The organism is Acidobacteriota bacterium (assembly GCA_030697165.1).
Taxonomy (GTDB): domain Bacteria; phylum Acidobacteriota; class Vicinamibacteria; order Vicinamibacterales; family UBA2999; genus 12-FULL-67-14b.
This window is the reverse complement of sequence record JAUYQQ010000021.1, coordinates 109,227-127,523: the sequence shown is the minus strand read 5'-3', so window position 1 is coordinate 127,523 and position 18,297 is coordinate 109,227. Positions and strand designations below refer to the sequence as shown.

Genomic DNA, 18,297 nt, shown 5'->3' with positions numbered 1-18,297 from the left:
CACACCCGGTTCGTTTTTGTCAGGAGCTGGCACATGTCACCCGAACAACAGCAACAACAACCCGAAGCGCCCCGCGGTCCGGTTCCCGGCCCGCCTAATTCTCCCGGGCAGCCGGAACCCGCAAGTAATCCGCCCTCGACGGAGCCGCCGGTGACCATGCCGTCGGAGCACCCGGGCATCAGCGAACCACCGAGTCCCCGCGCATCGGGGTCACCCCAAACCTGATTCGCTCATGAGTCGCCGCCTGAAGCTCGCCTCCGGGGGCCTCATCCTGGCGATCGCCGCCGCCGCCGGCGTGCTCGTCGCGCTGCGCGGTCTCGAGCCGCGCCTGCACCGCTCGGTGACCGGTGCGCTCAGCGAAGCGCTGGAGAGCGACGTGACGCTCGGACGGGTCTCATTGGCCCCATTTCCGCTTCGCCTCACCGCTCGCGACCTGGTGATCCGTCACCATGGACGCACCGACATTCCCCCGCTGATCGTGGTGCAGTCGTTTGTCGTCGACTTGAAACCGATGGACTTGTGGAGTTCCACGGTCGAGCACGTCAGAGTTGACGGCATGGAAGTGCACATCCCGCCAAAGGACGAGACCGGCAAGCGGCCCTTGCCGAAGGCCGGCGACGGCGGCGGCGGCGAAGGACCGCCGCTCGTGGTGCGCCGATTCACGGCCACCAATACACGCCTGGCCATCATCCCAAGGACCAAGGACAAGAACCCAAAGGTCTGGGACATCTACGAGCTCGAAATGGATGACCTTGGAGCCGAGGCTCCGGCGCGGTTCAGGGCGGCGCTGACCAATCCCATTCCCTACGGGACAATTGAATCGGCTGGTCGCTTCGGTCCGTGGGACGCGGCCGAGCCGGGCGCCAGCGCCCTCGAAGGCGAGTACGCCTTTGCCGCCGACCTGGGAACCATCAAAGGCCTGCGCGGCCACCTGGACGCTTCTGGGAGCATGGGCGGCACCCTCGAGCAGATTGTGACGCGCGGGGAGACCCGCACGCCTGACTTCACGCTGACGGCCCTCGAAGGCGCCAGCCTGCCGCTCACGACCACTTACGATGCGCTGGTCGACGGCACCAAGGGCGACGTCGAACTGAAGCGCGTGGACATCATGCTGGGCAACTCGCCGCTGCAGGCCCGGGGCGTGATCGAAGGCACGCACGGCTTGAGGGGCAAGCGGGTCGTGCTCAATGTCACTGCCACGGCCGTGAACCTCGCCGAGCTGTTACAACTCACCAGCAAGGCGAAGCCGCCCATGGCCCGCGGCACCGTCAGTGTCGATGCCGCGTTCGACCTGCCGCAGGGCGATGCTGACGTCATGGACCGGCTGGAACTCGAGGGCTCGTTCAAGGCGGAGCGCTTGCGATTCGCCGATGCGGGGGTGCAGGACAAGATCGACACCTTGAGCCGGCGCGGCCAGGGCCGTCCCACCGACGAGTCGATTGATAACGTCGCCTCGAACGTGACCAGCAAGTTCGCACTGCGCAAGCGGGCGCTCACCTACCGCGGACTCGCCTTTACCGTGCAGGGCGCCTCGATCAAGCTGGACGGCACGCATCGGCTCGGCTCCCGGACGCTGGCGCTCGAGGGCGAAGTGCTGCTGAAGGCGTCGGCGTCGAACACCCTGACCGGCTTCAAGCGCTGGATGGTCAAGCCGTTTGATTCGCTGCTGCGCAAGAACGGCGCTGGTACCCGACTGGTAATTCGCGTGGAAGGCACCCAGGACGAGCCCAAGGTTGGGCTCGAACTGGGCAAGACGCTGCGAGGACAGTAGTCAGCGGCGGCTGACGAGCACGATGAACTCGCCGGCGTTGTCGCCGCGCTCGTCATCGTTGACCGCGAGATACAACATGCCCGCGTCTGGCATCGGCACGCTGGCCTGATCGCCAATGCCAAAGGGCCGGCCGTTGTTACCGATCCGGCCGATCAACGCGCCCGCATTCACGGTGGGCAGCGGCGCCATCTGCGCTGTCCGGGTCGTGCCCGCCGCCTTGGCGCGATCGGCTGCGTTGTCTGACAACTGCACTTCACCCGAGGTGGTGAACGAGACCAGGTCGCCCTTGCGAACGGTCAGGCCGGTCGCGACCCAACCAGACGAAGCGGGCACGCGAATGGCCCCAGCCGGGACTTGCGGCGCCGCGGCGACGTCGCTCTGTACCGCGGCTGCGAACGGATACAGCCCCAGGTAGATGCGCGCCACCTGCTCTGGCTGGTAGCTACGCTCCTCGCCCGCTGCGGTCCTGAACACGTACGTCCGCGGACCGGCGTCGCCTGAACCCTCGCCCCCGCGAATCTGAACCAGCTGGCCTTTGACACTCGACCCGCCGGTCAAGAGCAGCAAGTGCTCGGCATTTCGGGCCTCGCTGATTTCGGTATCCGGCAGGCCGGCGGCGGCGCCCTTCCGGTCGATCAGGGCAACAGTGGAGATGGGAATTCGCCGCTGGTCGTCACGCGAGACGCGCAGGAACAAGATGCCCTGTCCGAGCTCTTCAATGCGACCTTCGACCTTGGTGCCATCGCGCAGCTGCACGGTGGCGCGGTCCTGCTCCTGGGCAGCGAGCGGGACCATGGAGAGAGCGATCACGGCGGTAGCGAGAATCAATTTGAGATGCATGCTCGTGGCAGTGCAATTGTCCCGCCACTTTGCCGGCAATTCTTAAATCGCCCGGTTCTGCGCTTGTGAAGCGCATGGGGAATCTTCGGCACGCGATTGCAAGGATTGCGCACTACTCGACCGCGCTCATTCTCCTGCGCAATCAGCAAGTCGTGAAAGTCGCCGCCTTTTGTCGTCCACTTGATGGCATCCAAAGTGCATCAAGTCGCGCCGGGGAGACGGCACGATGAACAGACCACAGACGATGCACGAACTCACCGACTTGGCCGCGCGTGCCCGCGCGGAGTTTCGCGAGATGCCGGGGATGTGTTTGACCACGGCCCAAGCGGCACGCCTGTGGCAGCTCAGCCCTGATCAGGCGCAGAACCTGTTGCACGAACTGGTGAAGGCAGGCATTCTCGTCCGCCCCGATGGGCAGCGTTATCGCCTGCCTTCCTCAGTCTAGGCTCCTACCCTTTCGCCCGACGTTTCGCTGACCGGGCCAGCGCGCCGACCCGTGTGGATTCGGTCTTCGCTGGCTCGTCTTCGTCGTCCTCGTCCATTTCGTCCGGGTCGTCAGTGGTCGCGGCGTCGTTGATGCCCGCTTCGGCCATGGCCGACAGCTTCATGTCGGCGGCCTTTTCCTCCTCCAGGGTCTCGGTCAGCAGCTGGGCGACCTCGGTCAGCCCGAGCGCCTCGGCCCAGGCGATCGAGGTGCCGTAGGCGGCCATCTCGTAGTGCTCGGCGCGCTGGCCGGCCGCGATGATGCACGCGTCCATGACCGCACCTTCGAAGTCCTCTTGCAGCATGTCACTGCCCTCTTCGATGATGCCGGCCATGCCGGCGCAGTGCTTGCCGCGCGGCTTCTCGTCGAGCAGTTCGAACACCTTCTCCAGGCGGGCGACCTGCCCCTGGGTTTCCTCGAGGTGGCTTTCGAGCGCCGTGCGCAGCTCATCGCTGCTCGCCGCCTTCGCCAGCTTGGGCAGCGCCTTCAGCAGTTGCTTCTCGGCGTTGTACATATCCCGAACCTCGTCAACGAACGCATCTCTCAACGTGTTTCCAGCCATGTCACTCTCCTGATGTTGCCGCCAGACCGCGGCGCATATGTGTGGGCTCGATGCGGTCTCGAGGTGCAATGGCCGTACCGGCCGCTAAAGCTACGGCGGGCCAAGCTGCGCCTCAATCGGAGAGCAACTCGCGCAGTCCCTGGAGCGATTCCACGTGATCCGCGACTGTTTTCACAATCATCAACACCGGCACGGCAATGATGAGGCCGACGCCTCCCCATAGCCAGCCCCAGAACATAACCGCGACGAACACGGCCACTGAATTCACATGGGCCGCCTGCCCGAGAAACAGCGGCGCGAGCAGGAAGCCTTCAAGACCGGTGATGCCCACCGACACGCCCGCCACCAGCATCACCATGCCAACCGACTTGAACTGGATCATCGCCGCCACCGCGGACGCGATCATGATGAACGTGGGACCGGCATACGGCACGGTGTTGAGCACCCCCGCGGCCACGCCCCACAGGCCCGCGTAGCGGACCCCAATCCACCAGAAGGCCAGCCAGGTCAGCAGTCCGACCAGGACGCCGCTCCACGCCTGGTAGAACACGAAGCGACCGATCTTGAGGTTGATTTCCTCGATCATCTGCAGCGTGATCTTCCGCTCGGACAGTCGGCGGCCGCCAAGCTTGACGAGCTTCTGCTTGAACATGTCGCCAGACGCGAGCAGGAAGTAGACCAGGAACAACATCATCACGCCCTGGCCGAGGTAGTTCGCCAGTCGGCGCGCGCCTGTCAACACGCCCCGCTGCACGTCAACGGGTTCGACGATGGTCACCGGCGTGCTGCCATTGCGGGGACTCGATGTTGACCGTTCCAACTCGCTGACGGCCTGCTGCAACTGCGTCAACAGTCCCTGCCGCGGCGACGCCGACAGCACCGCCGATCGCACCTCCCGCACCAGGCTCGGCAGGCGGCGGCTGAACGCGGTGACCTGGTCGGACAGAAGATACGCGGTCGTGCCGAAGGCCGACGCGATCAGGAGCACGACCACGGCTGAGGCGGCCCAGCGCGGCACCAGTCGCGACAATGCGCGCACCGGCGGCGCCAGGGCAAGGGCAACCAGCACCGCAACCATCAGGGGCGCCAGGACCCCCTCCGCATAGCGCAGCGCGAACAGCAGCAGCAGGCAGGCAATCACCTGGATCGCAGTGATCCGGGTGGGTACGGTGGCGAGGGCCGCCGGTTTGTCCTCTGGACGCAGCTCGTCAGGCATGTTCATCCATAAACACAAACCGTGCCAGCCACCTCCGGTGCTGGGGTGCTACGGTGCGGACGTGCTGGAGTGCTGATATCGTTGATTTGATGACGCTGGATCAGGTGCCGCGCCCCGTTCGTGGCCAGCCACGGTCGCACGAGTTTGTGTTTGCCCGCCTTCGCTATGAATCCGGGGACTGGGACTACAACCCGAAGGTGGCCGCGAACATCCTCAATTCGGTCGTCGAGTACACGAGTATTCCCGTGTACCCGGAAGAGATCGTGATCACCGCCGACTCCGAGGAACTACTCGCCTTTCCATTCCTGTTCATGACCGGTCACAAGCTGGTGCGCTTCTCGGAGGCCGAACGCGCCCAGCTGCGCCGTTTCGTGGAGCGCGGCGGGCTGCTGTTCTCGGACGACTGCAACCACGATGTCGCCGGCTTGTACGCGACGTCGTTCGAGCAGGAGATGCGCCTGGCCTTTCCGGGACCGGGCGTCCTCGACAAGCTGCCGCGCACCCACCCGCTGTACCGCGCGTTCTTCCCATTCCCCGACGGCCCGCCGCAGACCGCGCACGAACTAAACGGCTGGGGCGACGACATGGTGCACGACTACCTGCGAGGGGTGTCGGTGAACAACCGCGTGGGCGTGCTGTATTCGAACAAGGACTACGGCTGCGAGTGGGACTACGACTGGCGCAACAAGCGCTTCCAGCGCGACGACAACACCCGCTTCGGCGTCAATATTGTGGTTTACGCGATGACAAGTTAGACGCTTCCACAATTCCCTTAATCGCCCTGATCAATTCCGCCGGCGCCACCGGCTTGGGCAGGTGGCAGTCGAAGCCGGCGCCAAGCGCGGCCTCGGCATCCTGCCGCCGCGCATAAGCCGTCAGGGCAATCGCGGGCAGCTTTCGCGCCAGGTCGGCCGGCATCTGCCTGACCTGCCGAATCAGCGAATAGCCATCTTCATCCGGCATCCCGATGTCGCTGACCAACACGTCGGGCCGCCGCGCGGTGAGCCGATCAAGGGCTTCGCGTGCCGACGCGACCGCCTCCACCAGGGCGCCCAGCTTCCGCAATAGCAGCGCCAGTACGTTACGTGAATCCGCATCGTCTTCGACGATCAGGATGTGCACGCCGTGCAGGTGCTCGAGCGCCGCGTCCTCTTCGTCGCGGTCCTCGACCCGCGCCGCAGCGGTTTCGGCTACCCGGGGCAGGTCGGCGCCCCGCGGCAGCCGCAGCCGAAAGGTGGCGCCCTTGCCCTCGCCCGCGCTTTCGGCGCTGACCGTGCCGCCGTGGAGCTCCACCAGGTGACGCACGATCGCCATGCCCAGGCCCAGGCCGCTATGGCGGCGGCTCTTGGAACTGTTGGCCTGCCGGAACCGGTCGAACACGAACGGCAGGAAGTCACTCGCAATGCCGATGCCGGTGTCGGTGACGCGAATCGCCGCATCGCCGTCGGCATCCTGCAGCTCAACTTCGATGCGGCCCCCCTTGGGCGTGAACTTGAGCGCGTTCGACACCAGGTTCCACACGACCTGCTGCAGGCGGTCGCGGTCGCCGTGCACGAGCACGCCGTCGGCCAGGCGGCGGACGATCTGGATGTTCTTGGCCGCTGACGCCGGCGCCAGCGAGTCGATGGCGTCGTCGATTACCTCCCGCAGCTGCACCGGGCGGGCATCGAGCACGAGCCGGCCGCCGACAATGCGCGAGACGTCGAGAATGTCCTCGATCATCTGGGCCTGGGCAGTCGCGTTCTGGCGGATGACGTCGGCGGCGCGCTGCACCGTGGGCCGATCGCCGGTGCTCTGGTTCAGCACATGGGCCCAGCCCATGATGGCGTTCAGCGGCGTCCGCAGCTCGTGCGACAGGGTCGCCAGGAACTCGTCCTTCAAGCGGTTGGCGGCTTCCGCCTCCAGGCGCGCGGCCTGTTCGCGCGTCAGCAGCCTGACTCGCTCCTGTTCGATTCGCCGGCGTTCTTCGACCTCGGCCGAGAGGGCGACGTTCGCAGAGGCCAGCTCGCGCGTCCGCTCGGCAATCCGCTGCTCGAGCTCAGCTTGCGCCAGCCGCAGCGCCTCCTGCCTGTTGAACAGCTCGACGAACACCGCGACCTTCGACCGGAGCACGTCCGCCGACACCGGCTTGACGAGGTAATCAACCGCGCCGACGGTGTAGCCGCGAAACACGTGCTGCGAACCCCAGTCATTGGCGGTCAGGAAGATAATGGGCGTCTGCCGGGACCGCGGCCGCTCGCGAATCAGCACGGCCGTTTCGTAGCCATCGACGCCCGGCATCTGCACGTCGAGCAGGATCAGCGCGAAGTCCTGGTCGAGCACTTCCCTGAGCGCCTCCCGGCCCGAGCGCGCCCGCACGATGCGGTAGCCCGGATCGCTCAACACCGCCTCGAGGGCCAGCAGGTTCTCGTCCCGGTCGTCCACGACCAGGATGTTGACGGGTGTGCTCACTTGGACAGCCACACCCGCAGCAGCGAAATCAGCTGGTCGGTATCGACCGGCTTGGTCACGTAGTCCGAGGCGCCGGCACTGATGCACTTCTCCCGATCGCCCTTCATGGCCTTGGCGGTAATCGCGATGATGGGCAGGTCCTCGAAGGTGCTGTTATCGCGAATGCGCCGGGTGGCCTCGTAGCCATCCATCTCGGGCATCATCACGTCCATCAACACCACGTCGATGTCGGGGTTCTCGCCAAGCAGCCGCAACGCGTCGTGGCCATTCTCGGCATACTGTACGTCCATCTCATACCGCTCGAGGATGCTGGTCAGCGCGAAGATGTTGCGGATGTCGTCGTCCACGACCAGCGCCTTCTTGCCGGTCAGGGTGGGATCGCTACGGTGGAGCTGGTCGAGCAGGCGCTGCTTGTCGGGCGACAAGGCGCTCTCGACCCGGTGCAGGAACAGCGTGGTCTCGTCGAGCAACCGGTCGGGCGACTGGACGTCCTTGATGATGATGGTCTGGGCCAGCCGGCGCAGCTCGACCTCCTCGCTGCGCGACAGCTCCTTGCCGGTGTAGACAATCACCGGAACCTGCGACAGGGCGCGGTCCGACCGCATCTGTTCGAGCAGGTCGAGGCCGCTCATGTCACTCAATCCGAGATCCAGGACAATGCAGTCGAACTGCTGCTCGGTGAGCTGGGCCATCGCCTCGCGGCCGCTGCCAACCGCGGTGATCTGGACGTCGCGGTCGCCAATCAGCTCGACCAGCGTGCCCCGCTGCACCTCGTCATCTTCGACGATCAGCAGGGTCTTCATCTTCCGGTCGTTGAACTCGCGAATGGCCTCGAACGCCGCGCCCAGCTCATCCGCGTCCGACGGCTTCGCCACGAAGGTCTTGGCACCGAGGCGCATGCCGCGGCGCGGATCGTCGGTGACCGAGATCACATGGACCGGGATGTGGCGGGTGCTGGGATCGTGCTTCAACCGATCGAGCACGTTCCAGCCGTCGAGCCCCGGCAAGTCGAGGTCGAGGGTGATGGCGTCGGGGCGGAACTGGCGGGCCATCTGCAGCCCGATGTCGCCGCGCACCGAGGCCAGGCAGCGGAACTGGCGCTGGCGCGCCAGGTCCATCAGGATCCGGGCGAAGGCCATGTCGTTCTCGATGATCAACAGCACCGGGTCTCCCGGCTCGATCAGCGACCGGTCGTCGTGCAGCGGGTTGTCGTCAACCGGCGTGTCCTCGGCGGCCAGCGCGCGGTCGACGGCGAGTCGCCTTTCGACCGGCACCTCGGCGCGCTCGCCCGCGGTCAGGGCCGCGACGTAGACCGACGGCAGGTACAGGGTGAAGCTGCTGCCCTTGCCGACCGCGCTGTTCAGGCGAATCTCGCCGCCGAGCAGCTTGGCAATCTCACGGCTGATCGACAGGCCGAGGCCAGTGCCGCCGTACTTCCGGCTGGTCGTGCCGTCGGCCTGCTGGAACGCCTCGAAGATGACCTGGTGCTTGTCGGACGCGATGCCGATCCCGGTGTCGTCCACGCGAAAGGCCACCACGTTGGTGGCGCGATCGAGGGAGGAATGGCCGGGGGTCCAGCCGGTCGTGGCCGGCTCGATCGTCAGCGTCACCGCCCCGTGCTCGGTAAACTTGATGGCGTTCGAGAGCAGGTTCTTGAGCACCTGCTGCACGCGCTTCTGGTCGGTGATGATCGACTGCAGCGCGCGCGGGTCGAGGTCCACCGAGAAATGCAGGCCCTTGCTGCCGGCCACCTCGCGGAAGGTGCGCTCGACGTACGACTGTACCTGGGCGAGCGACACCGGGACGGCATCCACGTCCATCATGCCCGACTCGATTTTCGACAGATCGAGAATCTCGTTGATCAGCTCGAGCAGGTCCGAGCCGGAGGCGTGAATGGTCTTGGCGAACTCGACCTGCTTGTCGGTAAGCGTCTGCTCGGTGTTCTGCGCCAGCAGGCGCGACAGGATCAGCAGGCTGTTGAGCGGCGTCCGCAGTTCGTGCGACATGTTGGCCAGGAACTCGGACTTGTAGCGCGAGGTCAGCGCCAGCTGCGCCGCCTTGTCTTCGAGCGACAGGCGCGCCTGGTCGATCTCGAAGTTCTTCTGCTCCACTTCGGCGTTCTGGGTGGCCAGCAGCTCGGCCTTCTCTTCCAGTTCTTCGTTGGTCTTCTGCAGCTCGGTCGCCAGCGACTGCGACTGCTTCAGCAGCTCCTCGGTGCGCATCGTCGCCGTGATCGTGTTGAGGACGATGCCGATTGACTCGGTGAGCTGGCCGAGGAAGTTCAGGTGGGTGTCGTTGAAGCGGTAGAACGAGGCCAGCTCGATGACGGCCTTGACCTTTCCCTCAAAGAGCACCGGCACGACGAAGATGTTGGTGGGCGCGGCGGCGCCCAGCCCGGAACTGATCTGCACGTAGTTGTGGGGCACGTCGGTCAGCAGGATCGGCTGGCGCTCGACCGCGGCCTGGCCGACCAGGCCCTCGCCGGCGCGGAAACGCGTGCGCCGGTTCTCGCCCTCGGCATAGGCGTAGCTGGCCAGCAGCCGCAGGTCCGGCGCTTCGGTCGTCGACTCGTTGAAGTAGATGACGCCGTGCTGCATCGGCACGAGCGGCGCCAGTTCCGACAGGATGGTGCGCGACACGGTGGCCAGGTCGCGCTGCCCCTGCAGCAGGCGCGTGAACTTCGCGAGGTTCGTCTTCAGCCAGTCCTGCGCGGTGTTCTTCTCGGTCGTCTCGCGCAGGTTGACGATCATCTCGTTGATGTTGTCCTTCAGCGCCGCCACCTCGCCGGCCGCTTCGACGTTGATCGACTGCGACAGATCGCCCTTGGTGACGGCGGTGGCCACCTCGGCGATGGCGCGGACCTGGGTGGTGAGGTTGGCGGCGAGGCGATTGACGTTGTCGGTCAGGTCCTTCCAGGTACCCGCGACGCCGGGCACGCCGGCCTGGCCGCCCAGCTTGCCTTCGGTGCCCACTTCCTTCGCGACGCGGGTCACTTCGGCGGCGAACGAACTGAGCTGGTCCACCATGGTGTTGACGGTGTCCTTCAGCTCCAGAATCTCGCCGCGCACGTCGACGGTGATCTTCTTGGAGAGGTCGCCGCGGGCCACGGCGGTCGTGACTTCGGCGATGTTGCGCACCTGGCTGGTCAGGTTGGCGGCCATCGAGTTGACCGAGTCGGTCAGGTCCTTCCAGGTGCCGCCGACCCCGGGCACGTCGGCCTGGCCGCCAAGCTCACCCTGGGTGCCCACTTCCTTCGCGACGCGGGTCACTTCGGCCGCAAACGAACTGAGCTGGTCCACCATGGTGTTGACGGTGTCCTTCAGCTCGAGAATCTCGCCACGCACGTCGACGGTAATCTTCTTGGAGAGGTCGCCGCGGGCTACCGCGGTGGTGACTTCGGCGATGTTGCGCACCTGGCCGGTGAGGTTGCCGGCCATGGAGTTGACCGAGTCGGTCAGGTCGCGCCAGGTGCCGGCGACGCCGCGCACGTCGGCCTGGCCACCGAGCTTGCCCTCCGTGCCGACTTCGCGCGCCACGCGCGTCACTTCCGACGCAAACGCGTTCAGCTGGTCGGTCATGGTGTTGACGACGTTCTTGATCTGCAGGATCTCGCCCTGCGCCTGCACCGTGATCTTCTGGTTCAGGTCGCCGGTGGCGATGGCGGTGGCCACCTTCGACACGTCGCGCAACTGCACGGTCAGGTTGCCGGCCAGTTCGTTGACGTTGTCGGTGAGGTCTTTCCAGGTACCGGCGACGCCGCGCACGTCGGCCTGGCCGCCCAATTGCCCTTCGGTGCCCACTTCCTTGGCGACGCGCGTCACTTCGGAGGCAAACGAGCTCAGCTGATCGACCATCGTGTTGACGGTGCTCTTCAGCTCGAGAATTTCGCCACGGGCGTCAACCGTGATCTTCTTGGAGAGGTCACCACGCGCCACGGCGGTGGTCACGTCGGCGATGTTGCGCACCTGGTTGGTCAGGTTGCTGGCCATGCCGTTGACGTTGTCGGTCAGGTCCTTCCAGGTGCCGGCGACGCCGACCACTTCGGCCTGGCCGCCAAGCTTGCCTTCGGTGCCGACCTCCTTCGCCACGCGCGTCACTTCCGACGCGAACGAGCTCAGCTGGTCGACCATCGTGTTGATGACGTCCTTGATCTGCAGAATCTCGCCACGGGCATCGACCGTGATCTTCCGCGACAGGTCGCCGCTGGCGATGGCGCTCGAGACCTTCGACATGTCGCGCAACTGCACGGTGAGGTTGCCGGCCATGGCGTTGACGTTGTCGGTCAAGTCCTTCCACGTGCCGGCGACGCCGCGCACGTCGGCCTGGCCACCCAGCTGGCCTTCGGTGCCGACTTCCTTCGCCACGCGGGTCACTTCCGAGGCGAACGAGCTCAGCTGGTCCACCATGGTGTTGACGGTGTTCTTCAGCTCGAGAATCTCGCCCTTGACGTCGACAGTGACCTTCTTCGACAGGTCCCCCTTGGCGACGGCCGTGGTCACCTCGGCGATGTTGCGGACCTGGCTGGTCAGGTTGGCCGCCATCAGGTTGACGTTGTCGGTCAGGTCTTTCCAGGTGCCGGCCACGCCCTTGACGACCGCCTGCCCGCCCAGCTTGCCCTCGCTGCCCACTTCGCGGGCCACGCGGGTGACTTCCGAGGAGAAGGTGCCCAGCTGCGCGACCATCGTGTTCACGACCTTGGCGGTGCGCAAGAACTCGCCGGTCAGCGGGCGGTCGTCAATCTCGAGCGACATCGATTGCGTCAGGTCACCCTTGGCCACCGCGCCAATGACGCGTGCCACTTCCGTGGTCGGCTGCACCAGGTCCGAGACCAGCGCATTCACCGACTCGATCGCAGTACTCCAGCTGCCTTCGGCATACGGCATCTGGGCGCGCTGCTTGACGTTGCCGGCCTTGCCGACGACGGTGCTGAGGCGCTCCAGTTCCTTGACCAGGCGCTCGTTGCGCTCAATCGTGCAGTTGAGCGCATCGCAGATCTTGCCGGCCAGGCCGGTGCGGTCTTCGGGCATCCGCACCGCGAAATCGCCGCGCTCGTAGTTCGACAGGACACTCAACAACCGCTTCTGGTCGAGGATGTCGGTGCCTGCGGCCGCTGCGCGCATCTTGCTTCCGGTCGTCTTCCGAGCCACGTGCATGAAATTGGTCCTTTGCTGGAAACTCAGCCGGTCGATGCAAAGAACACGCCTGCTCAGTTGGCGCCTTCGCTCGCCAGTGCTGCCGACTGTTGGCAGCGGATTACCCAAACAGTGCCCGAGCTGGGTCAGCTCACGGCCCCAATCCCCACTTGGATGCCCGATGACCAGGGTTGCTCCCGCTGGTTCCAATAGTTGGCCGAAATCGCGGGGTTTTGCCCCAGGACGGCTGGCACTGAACTTGATAGGTCAAACCGTGTCGGGCACGGAAGCCCACAGGAGGACCGATGAGCTTGAAGAACGGATATCTCGCAGTCGCACTTATAAGCGGCTTCGCTCTCGCAGGGTGCTCGAATACCGCCGCTGGCGTCGAGAAGGACGCTGAACGCAATGCTGACGCGGCTGCCGCCGCGACGGCCGACACCAGGGCAGGCGCCGCCGACGCTGCGCGCGATGCCTCGGCCGCAACGCGCGACGCGGCCGCAAACGCCGGCGGCGCCATCGCTGCTGCCATCGAAACCATCGACGTGAAGTCAGCGCTGATGGCCGACCGCACGGTCGACGCCAGCCACATCAACGTGGACACGTTCCATGAAACCAAGTCAGTTGTGCTGAAGGGGTCCGTCAAGACCGCGACGCAGCGCGACGAGGCAGCCCGCATCGCGGCCGCTGAAGCACCGGGCTATCGCGTCGACAACCAGCTCACGGTAGTGCCGAATCCCTAGCGGATCTTCAAGGAGACAAACGATGAACCAGGACATTCTCCAAGGCAAGTGGACCCAGCTCAAGGGCAAGGTCAAGGAGCAGTGGGGCGAGCTGACCGACGACGAAATCGACCAGCTCGACGGCAAGAAGGACCAGTTGGTCGGCCGCGTGCAGGAGCGTTACGGCATCGCCCGTGACCAGGCCGAGCGCGACGTCGACACCTGGCTGAACAACTCGTCCGCGGTCTAACTAGCTCCGGCTAAAGCCGGAGGCTACAGATGTGGTGTCCGCCTTCTTGACCCGCCGTAGCCTCGGCGTAGGCGGTTAGGCGGACCTCAACTTTGGGGGTAGAGCCGAAAGGGCGTGTCTTGAACACTGCCCTTCCGGCTCTTTTTTCGTCTACGAGAACGCGGCGCCAACCATGATGCGGCGAATGCGGCACCAGGGTGAGCCGTGCGACGGGTGATTGATCTGCACCGGCTGTCCCTTGGCGTCGCCGGTGGTCCCGAACATCTCCCACGATTCCTTCCCTGACGTCGCGTCGAGGTTCTGCCAGAAATCGGTGGTGATGGCGTTGTAGGTGACGTCGCTCAACATCCGCGTCTTCTTGCCGTTCTTGATCTCCCAGTACGCGTCGCCGCCGAACTGGCCGTTGTAGCGCTGCTGATCGATCGAGTAGCTGCCGCGGCCGTCGATCAGGATGCCGTCCTTGGTGTCGGCGATGATCTCTTCCGGCGTCGGCGATCCCGGCGGACCCGCATCGACATGCACGTTGGGCATGCGCAGGAACGGGTAGTTGCGCCACGAGGTCGCGAAGGTGCAGCCCTTCGAGGTGTTCTGGCCAATGTAGTGCGCCGTCTCGCGGTTGGTCTGCAGGTCCACCAGCTTGCCTTCGCGAATCAGCGGCCACGACTGCGACTTCACGCCGTCATCGTCATAGCCCACCGTGCACATGCCACCTTCGAGCGTGCGGTCGCAGGTCACGTTGAACAGCTTCGAGCCCATCATCAGCTTGCCGACATCCGACGCCTTCACAAAGCTCGTGCCGGCGTAGTTGGCCTCGTAGCCGACGACGCGGTCCAGTTCGGTGGGGTGCGCGACGATCTCGTGGATGGTGAGCATGGCGTGCGCCGGCGTCATGATCAGGTCCTTGAGGCCCACGCCCGCGGGCGGCGCGGTGCAGTGCTCCACCGCCTCGGCGGCAATGCGCTCGACGTTCTCGAGCATCTTCGCGTTCAGCACCACTTCGTAGCCGGCCGACTTCGGCGCCACCGAGAAGGTGCGCGACTTGGCCTTGCCGTCCTTGAGGGCGGTGACCGTGAAGCCCGGCGAGGTGCGGTAGATCTCCTGCTCGATGTAGGAACCCTCCGAGGTCGCGAGATACTTCCACTCGAAGTCGAACGCCATGTTCGACTGCACGCGGATCACGCCGGGCACCTTGAGCGCCGCCTCGTTGATCTTCATGAGGAACGCGATCTTGTCGTCGAGCGATACGTCCTCTGGCTTCTGCTCGACCTTGGCCGCCCAGTAATCCTGGTAGGCCTGGACCGGCGCCAGCTTGACCTCGAAACGCTTGCTGATCGCGCTCGCCTTGGCCACTTCCGTGGCCAGCGCGGTGATCTTCTTGATGTCGCCCTCGGTCACGAACGGGCTGCTGGCAAAGCCCCACACGCCGCTGTGGATGACACGCACGCCGAAGCCGGCGCTGGTCTCCATGCCGCCGGCGCCGAAGCCGAACGAGTCGGTGACAATACGGTCGCGAACGGCGACGCTGTCGTTGACGTTACGGGTGAAGCGGATGTCAGCGTAGCTGCAGCCGAGGCGCCTGGCCTCTGACAGCGCGATGTCCGACAGGCCCTTGAAGCGCGATTCCATGACGCGGCCCCGGGGCGACTGGGCGATCAGGTCGCCGACCAGGTCGCTGGCGTAGAGGGCGACGCCGGTGGCGCCGAGGGTTTTGACGAAATCTCTTCTCTTCATTTGCTGTCTCCAGGCAACCCTAAAGGGTTGCCTCCACAATCGTCGGTGGGGGCAACCCTTTAGGGTTGCCCGCGCTCTAGACCGCCGGGGAAATGGACGTCATGGTGAAATCTTCGAGCTTCATGGCCGGCACCAGCGCCGTGCCCGGGTTGTCGTAGGCCTCGCCGGTGTGCATGGGAATGGCCGGGCCGAGCGCCGAGATGTTGTTGAAGCTCACCGCCGGCGATTCGTTCCAGCGGAAGTTCTGCACCGGGGCGACGATTTCGCCGTTCTCGATCAGGAACAGGCCATCGCGCGTCATGCCGGTGTTGAGCAGCGTCATGTTGTCCACGCCGCGGATATACCAGAAGAACGACACCAGCAGGCCGCGCTTGGTGCTCTTGATCATCTCCTCGACACTGGTCGTGCCGCCTTCCATCACCAGGCTCATGCCCGGGGTGGTGGCGGTCGGCTCCTTCTTCTGGCGGTTGGCCCAGAAGCGGTCGTAGAACAGGTTCTTGACGACGCCCTTCTCGATCCAGGTCACGCTCTTGGCGGCGAGGCCGTCCTGACCGATCGGGCTCTGGCGCAGGACCGGGTTGCCGATCTCGCTGCGCAGCGTGAAGTTGTCGCCAAACACCTTCTCGCCCAGGCGCGTCTCGCCGCGCTGCTTGCCGCTCATGAAGCTGCGGCCCTCCTCAGCATTGCGCGCGTTGAGCGCTCCCAGGATCAGCGACAGGTAGCGAGCGGCCGGCCGCGATTCGAGAATCACGGTGTAGTTGCCGGGCTCAATCGCCCGCGGCTTGCGCGACCGCAGCGCCTTGTCGGCCGCCACGTTGGTCAGCATCTCGGCGTCGATGTTCTTGATGTCCTTGACCCCGGTCGTCCCGGCCCAGCCCGAGCCGGTTTGGTCCGGCGTGCGGCAGGTCAGGATGAAGCTGGCATCCGCATAGTGGAAGTACGTGAACAGGCCGGCGGAGTTGGCCGACGCGTCCACCCAGTCGAACTTGGGAATGTAGCCGGCGCCGAGCACGCCCTTCTTCTCGCAGATGTCGGTGCTGGCCTTGACCATCTTCGCGCGCTCGGCCGGACCAAACGCGATCGCCGACGGCGACGCCGCGTCCACCTCGATGTAGGTCTGGGGCGGCTTCACCAGCGGCATCAACTCGGGGTTGTCGGGCTTGCGCCGCGCCAGCGCCTGCACCGCGTCGATGGTCCGCGTCAGCGACTCGTCATCGAACTGGTGCGTCGTCGCGCTCGCCGACTTCTGCCCGTAGCGCACCGTGATCTGCACTTCCTGGTCGTGCTCGATCAGGTTGGCGGTGATGCTGGAGTTGGCAAACCGTGTCGCCGACCGCTCGCCGCCCGAAAACCGGACCTCGACGGCGTCGGCCTTGCACATGTTGAGCACCTTGTCGGTGATCTGCTTGATCTCGTCTCGTGAATAAGCCATTTCAATGATCCTTGCCGGGAGTCGGGAGTCGGGAGTCGGGAGTCGGGAGTCGGGAACCGTTACTTGAACGCCGTGCCGACCATGATCTTGCGCAACAGGATCGGCGAGGCGCCGTGGGACGGACGGTTCGACTGCACCGGCTGCCCTTTCGCGTCGCCGCCCATGCCGATGTGCTGCCACTCTTCGGGCGGGCCGACCGCATCGAGGTTGGCCCAGAAGTCCGTCGAGATCGCGTTGTAGGTAAAGTCGGTCACCATCCGCGTCTTCTTGCCGTTCTTGATCTCCCAGAAGCAGTTACCGCCGAACTGGCCGTTGTAGCGCTGCTGGTCGATGCTGAAGCTGCCCTGCCCGTCCACGAGCACGCCGTCCTGGATGCTGCCAATCATCTGGTCGAGCGTCGGCGACCCCTTGGGGCCCGGCTCCATCTGGATGTTCGGCATGCGCAGGAACGGGTAGTTGCGCCAGTGGTTGGCAAAGGTGCAGCCGCGCGAACTGGTTTCGCCGATGTAGTGCGCGGTCTCGCGGTTGGTCTGCAGGCCGACCAGAATGCCGTCGCGGATGATCGGCCAGTTCTGTGCCTCCACCCCGTCATCGTCGTAGCCCACCGTCGACGCGCCGCCCGGATGGGTGCGGTCGGCGGTGATGTTGAGGTGCTTCGACCCGTACTTCAGCTTGCCCAGGTCGCTGATCTTCACGAAGCTCGTGCCCGCGTAGTTGGCTTCGTAGCCGACAATGCGGTCGAGTTCGGTCGGGTGGGCAATGATCTCGTGGATGGTGAGCGCCGAGTGGTTCGGCATGAGGATCAGGTCTTTGAGGCCCGACCCCACCGGCTTGGCCATCGCGAATTCAACCGCCTCGGCGGCGACGCGCTCGGCATTGCCCTTCAGGTCGTTGTCGGTGACGAACTCCCACCCGCGCGTTTCGGTGCCGGGGTCGAAGGTGCGCGTCTTCACCACGCCGTCCTTGCGGGCGGTGGCGCTGATCGACGCGGCCGTGTAGTAGAACACCTGCTCGATGAACGAACCTTCGGAAGTGGCCAGGTACTTCCACTCGTAGTTGAAGTTCACCGCCGCGTCCGCCGAGATCACCTCGGGAGTCTTCTGCATCGTCCGGGTGACATCGACCAGCAACGCGACCTTGTCCTCCAGCGGAATGCTCCACGGATCGACCTTGATCGGCGTCTCCCAGAACGTGTCGTAGGCTTTCACCGGCGCCAGGCGCACGTCGAACTTTTTCGCCGTGGCGCTGGCCTTGGCGACTTCGGTCGCCAAGGCGACGATGCGCTTGATCTCTTCCGGGGTGACGTTGGGACTGCTCGAGAATCCCCACACACCCGAGTGAATCACGCGAACGCCGAACCCGTAGGTATCGACATCACCGAACTGGCCGAAGCCGACGCTGCCACCACTCTGGATGTCGCCGTTGCGCACGGCGACGCCGTTCGACCGGTTCAAGGTGAAGCGAATGTCGGCGTAGGTGCACCCGAGGCGCTTCGCCTCGCGCAGCGCATCTTCAGACCAGGTCCGATACTTCGGATTCTTGATGGCCGGAAAGGGTGTGGTGGTTTGCCGGGCGAACACCGACGGCCCGAGACTGAGGCCAATGGTGCCGAGCCCGAGTATCTTTGCGAAGTCTCGCCTCGAGGTAGCGTCCGGCAATGTGGTGTCCGGCTTTAGCCGAACCTTTTCTGACGGCATGACAAGAAC

General features: G+C 65.2%; 13 protein-coding genes. 5 read left to right on the top strand and 8 right to left on the bottom strand.

From position 1 onward, the window contains the following. Positions 1 to 232: 232 nt before the first annotated feature. The gene (locus Q8T13_19345; GenBank protein ID MDP3719922.1) at positions 233 to 1,771 is read left to right on the top strand and encodes an AsmA-like C-terminal region-containing protein; all 1,539 of its coding nucleotides are present in this window, start codon (positions 233 to 235) and stop codon (positions 1,769 to 1,771) included. On the opposite strand, the gene Q8T13_19340 is transcribed toward Q8T13_19345, so the two are convergent. After that, a complete protein-coding gene (locus Q8T13_19340; GenBank protein ID MDP3719921.1) occupies positions 1,772 to 2,611 on the bottom strand; it encodes a hypothetical protein in 840 nt (279 codons plus the stop codon). A 244-nt stretch (positions 2,612 to 2,855) separates the two neighbouring features. Between Q8T13_19340 and Q8T13_19335 the strand changes: the two genes are divergently transcribed. Then, on the top strand, positions 2,856 to 3,056 hold the full coding sequence (locus tag Q8T13_19335; protein ID MDP3719920.1) for a hypothetical protein: 201 nt from the start codon (positions 2,856 to 2,858) through the stop codon (positions 3,054 to 3,056). Between the two features lie 4 nt (positions 3,057 to 3,060). Here the strand turns inward: Q8T13_19335 and Q8T13_19330 are convergent, their stop codons facing one another. Both Q8T13_19330 and Q8T13_19325 read right to left on the bottom strand, forming a co-directional pair. Then, on the bottom strand, positions 3,061 to 3,657 hold the full coding sequence (locus Q8T13_19330) for a ferritin-like domain-containing protein (GenBank protein ID MDP3719919.1): 597 nt from the start codon (positions 3,655 to 3,657) through the stop codon (positions 3,061 to 3,063). A gap of 112 nt (positions 3,658 to 3,769) precedes the next feature. Then, positions 3,770 to 4,873: an AI-2E family transporter gene (locus Q8T13_19325; GenBank protein MDP3719918.1), complete on the bottom strand. Its 1,104-nt coding sequence runs from the start codon at positions 4,871 to 4,873 to the stop codon at positions 3,770 to 3,772. A gap of 89 nt (positions 4,874 to 4,962) precedes the next feature. Here Q8T13_19325 and Q8T13_19320 point away from each other — a divergent pair, with 89 nt between their 5' ends. Continuing rightward, entirely contained in the window at positions 4,963 to 5,628 is a 666-nt protein-coding gene (locus Q8T13_19320) for a DUF4159 domain-containing protein (protein MDP3719917.1), read from the top strand. Here Q8T13_19320 and Q8T13_19315 read toward each other — a convergent pair. Together Q8T13_19315 and Q8T13_19310 are read right to left on the bottom strand one after the other, a co-directional pair. Continuing rightward, positions 5,597 to 7,324 carry a response regulator gene (locus tag Q8T13_19315; protein MDP3719916.1) on the bottom strand — a complete coding sequence of 576 codons (1,728 nt, stop codon included), beginning with the start codon at positions 7,322 to 7,324 and terminating at the stop codon, positions 5,597 to 5,599. The two genes, Q8T13_19320 and Q8T13_19315, sit on opposite strands and share 32 nt — an antisense overlap. Continuing rightward, positions 7,321 to 12,444 (bottom strand): response regulator, encoded by a 5,124-nt coding sequence (locus Q8T13_19310; GenBank protein MDP3719915.1) that lies wholly within the window; start codon positions 12,442 to 12,444, stop codon positions 7,321 to 7,323. The genes Q8T13_19315 and Q8T13_19310 overlap by 4 nt, the downstream gene beginning before the upstream one ends. A gap of 317 nt (positions 12,445 to 12,761) precedes the next feature. Between Q8T13_19310 and Q8T13_19305 the strand changes: the two genes are divergently transcribed. Both Q8T13_19305 and Q8T13_19300 read left to right on the top strand, forming a co-directional pair. After that, a complete protein-coding gene (locus Q8T13_19305) occupies positions 12,762 to 13,199 on the top strand; it encodes a BON domain-containing protein (protein MDP3719914.1) in 438 nt (145 codons plus the stop codon). Between the two features lie 22 nt (positions 13,200 to 13,221). Then, positions 13,222 to 13,428 (top strand): CsbD family protein, encoded by a 207-nt coding sequence (locus Q8T13_19300; protein MDP3719913.1) that lies wholly within the window; start codon positions 13,222 to 13,224, stop codon positions 13,426 to 13,428. Positions 13,429 to 13,578: 150 nt separating this feature from the next. On the opposite strand, the gene Q8T13_19295 is transcribed toward Q8T13_19300, so the two are convergent. The 3 genes from Q8T13_19295 to Q8T13_19285 form a co-directional block, all read right to left on the bottom strand. Next, positions 13,579 to 15,159 carry a TldD/PmbA family protein gene (locus tag Q8T13_19295; GenBank protein MDP3719912.1) on the bottom strand — a complete coding sequence of 527 codons (1,581 nt, stop codon included), beginning with the start codon at positions 15,157 to 15,159 and terminating at the stop codon, positions 13,579 to 13,581. 76 nt (positions 15,160 to 15,235) lie between these two features. Next, entirely contained in the window at positions 15,236 to 16,591 is a 1,356-nt protein-coding gene (locus tag Q8T13_19290) for a TldD/PmbA family protein (GenBank protein ID MDP3719911.1), read from the bottom strand. Between the two features lie 59 nt (positions 16,592 to 16,650). Continuing rightward, a complete protein-coding gene (locus Q8T13_19285; protein ID MDP3719910.1) occupies positions 16,651 to 18,288 on the bottom strand; it encodes a TldD/PmbA family protein in 1,638 nt (545 codons plus the stop codon). Positions 18,289 to 18,297 lie beyond the last annotated feature (9 nt).

Coding starts and splice junctions, on each gene's coding strand:
- Q8T13_19345 (MDP3719922.1), top strand. CDS start 233: ATGAGTCGCCGCCTGAAGCTCGCCTCCGGGGGCCTCATCCTGGCGATC.
- Q8T13_19340 (MDP3719921.1), bottom strand. CDS start 2,611: ATGCATCTCAAATTGATTCTCGCTACCGCCGTGATCGCTCTCTCCATG.
- Q8T13_19335 (MDP3719920.1), top strand. CDS start 2,856: ATGCACGAACTCACCGACTTGGCCGCGCGTGCCCGCGCGGAGTTTCGC.
- Q8T13_19330 (MDP3719919.1), bottom strand. CDS start 3,657: ATGGCTGGAAACACGTTGAGAGATGCGTTCGTTGACGAGGTTCGGGAT.
- Q8T13_19325 (MDP3719918.1), bottom strand. CDS start 4,873: ATGCCTGACGAGCTGCGTCCAGAGGACAAACCGGCGGCCCTCGCCACC.
- Q8T13_19320 (MDP3719917.1), top strand. CDS start 4,963: ATGACGCTGGATCAGGTGCCGCGCCCCGTTCGTGGCCAGCCACGGTCG.
- Q8T13_19310 (MDP3719915.1), bottom strand. CDS start 12,444: ATGCGCGCAGCGGCCGCAGGCACCGACATCCTCGACCAGAAGCGGTTG.
- Q8T13_19305 (MDP3719914.1), top strand. CDS start 12,762: ATGAGCTTGAAGAACGGATATCTCGCAGTCGCACTTATAAGCGGCTTC.
- Q8T13_19300 (MDP3719913.1), top strand. CDS start 13,222: ATGAACCAGGACATTCTCCAAGGCAAGTGGACCCAGCTCAAGGGCAAG.
- Q8T13_19295 (MDP3719912.1), bottom strand. CDS start 15,159: ATGAAGAGAAGAGATTTCGTCAAAACCCTCGGCGCCACCGGCGTCGCC.
- Q8T13_19290 (MDP3719911.1), bottom strand. CDS start 16,591: ATGGCTTATTCACGAGACGAGATCAAGCAGATCACCGACAAGGTGCTC.
- Q8T13_19285 (MDP3719910.1), bottom strand. CDS start 18,288: ATGCCGTCAGAAAAGGTTCGGCTAAAGCCGGACACCACATTGCCGGAC.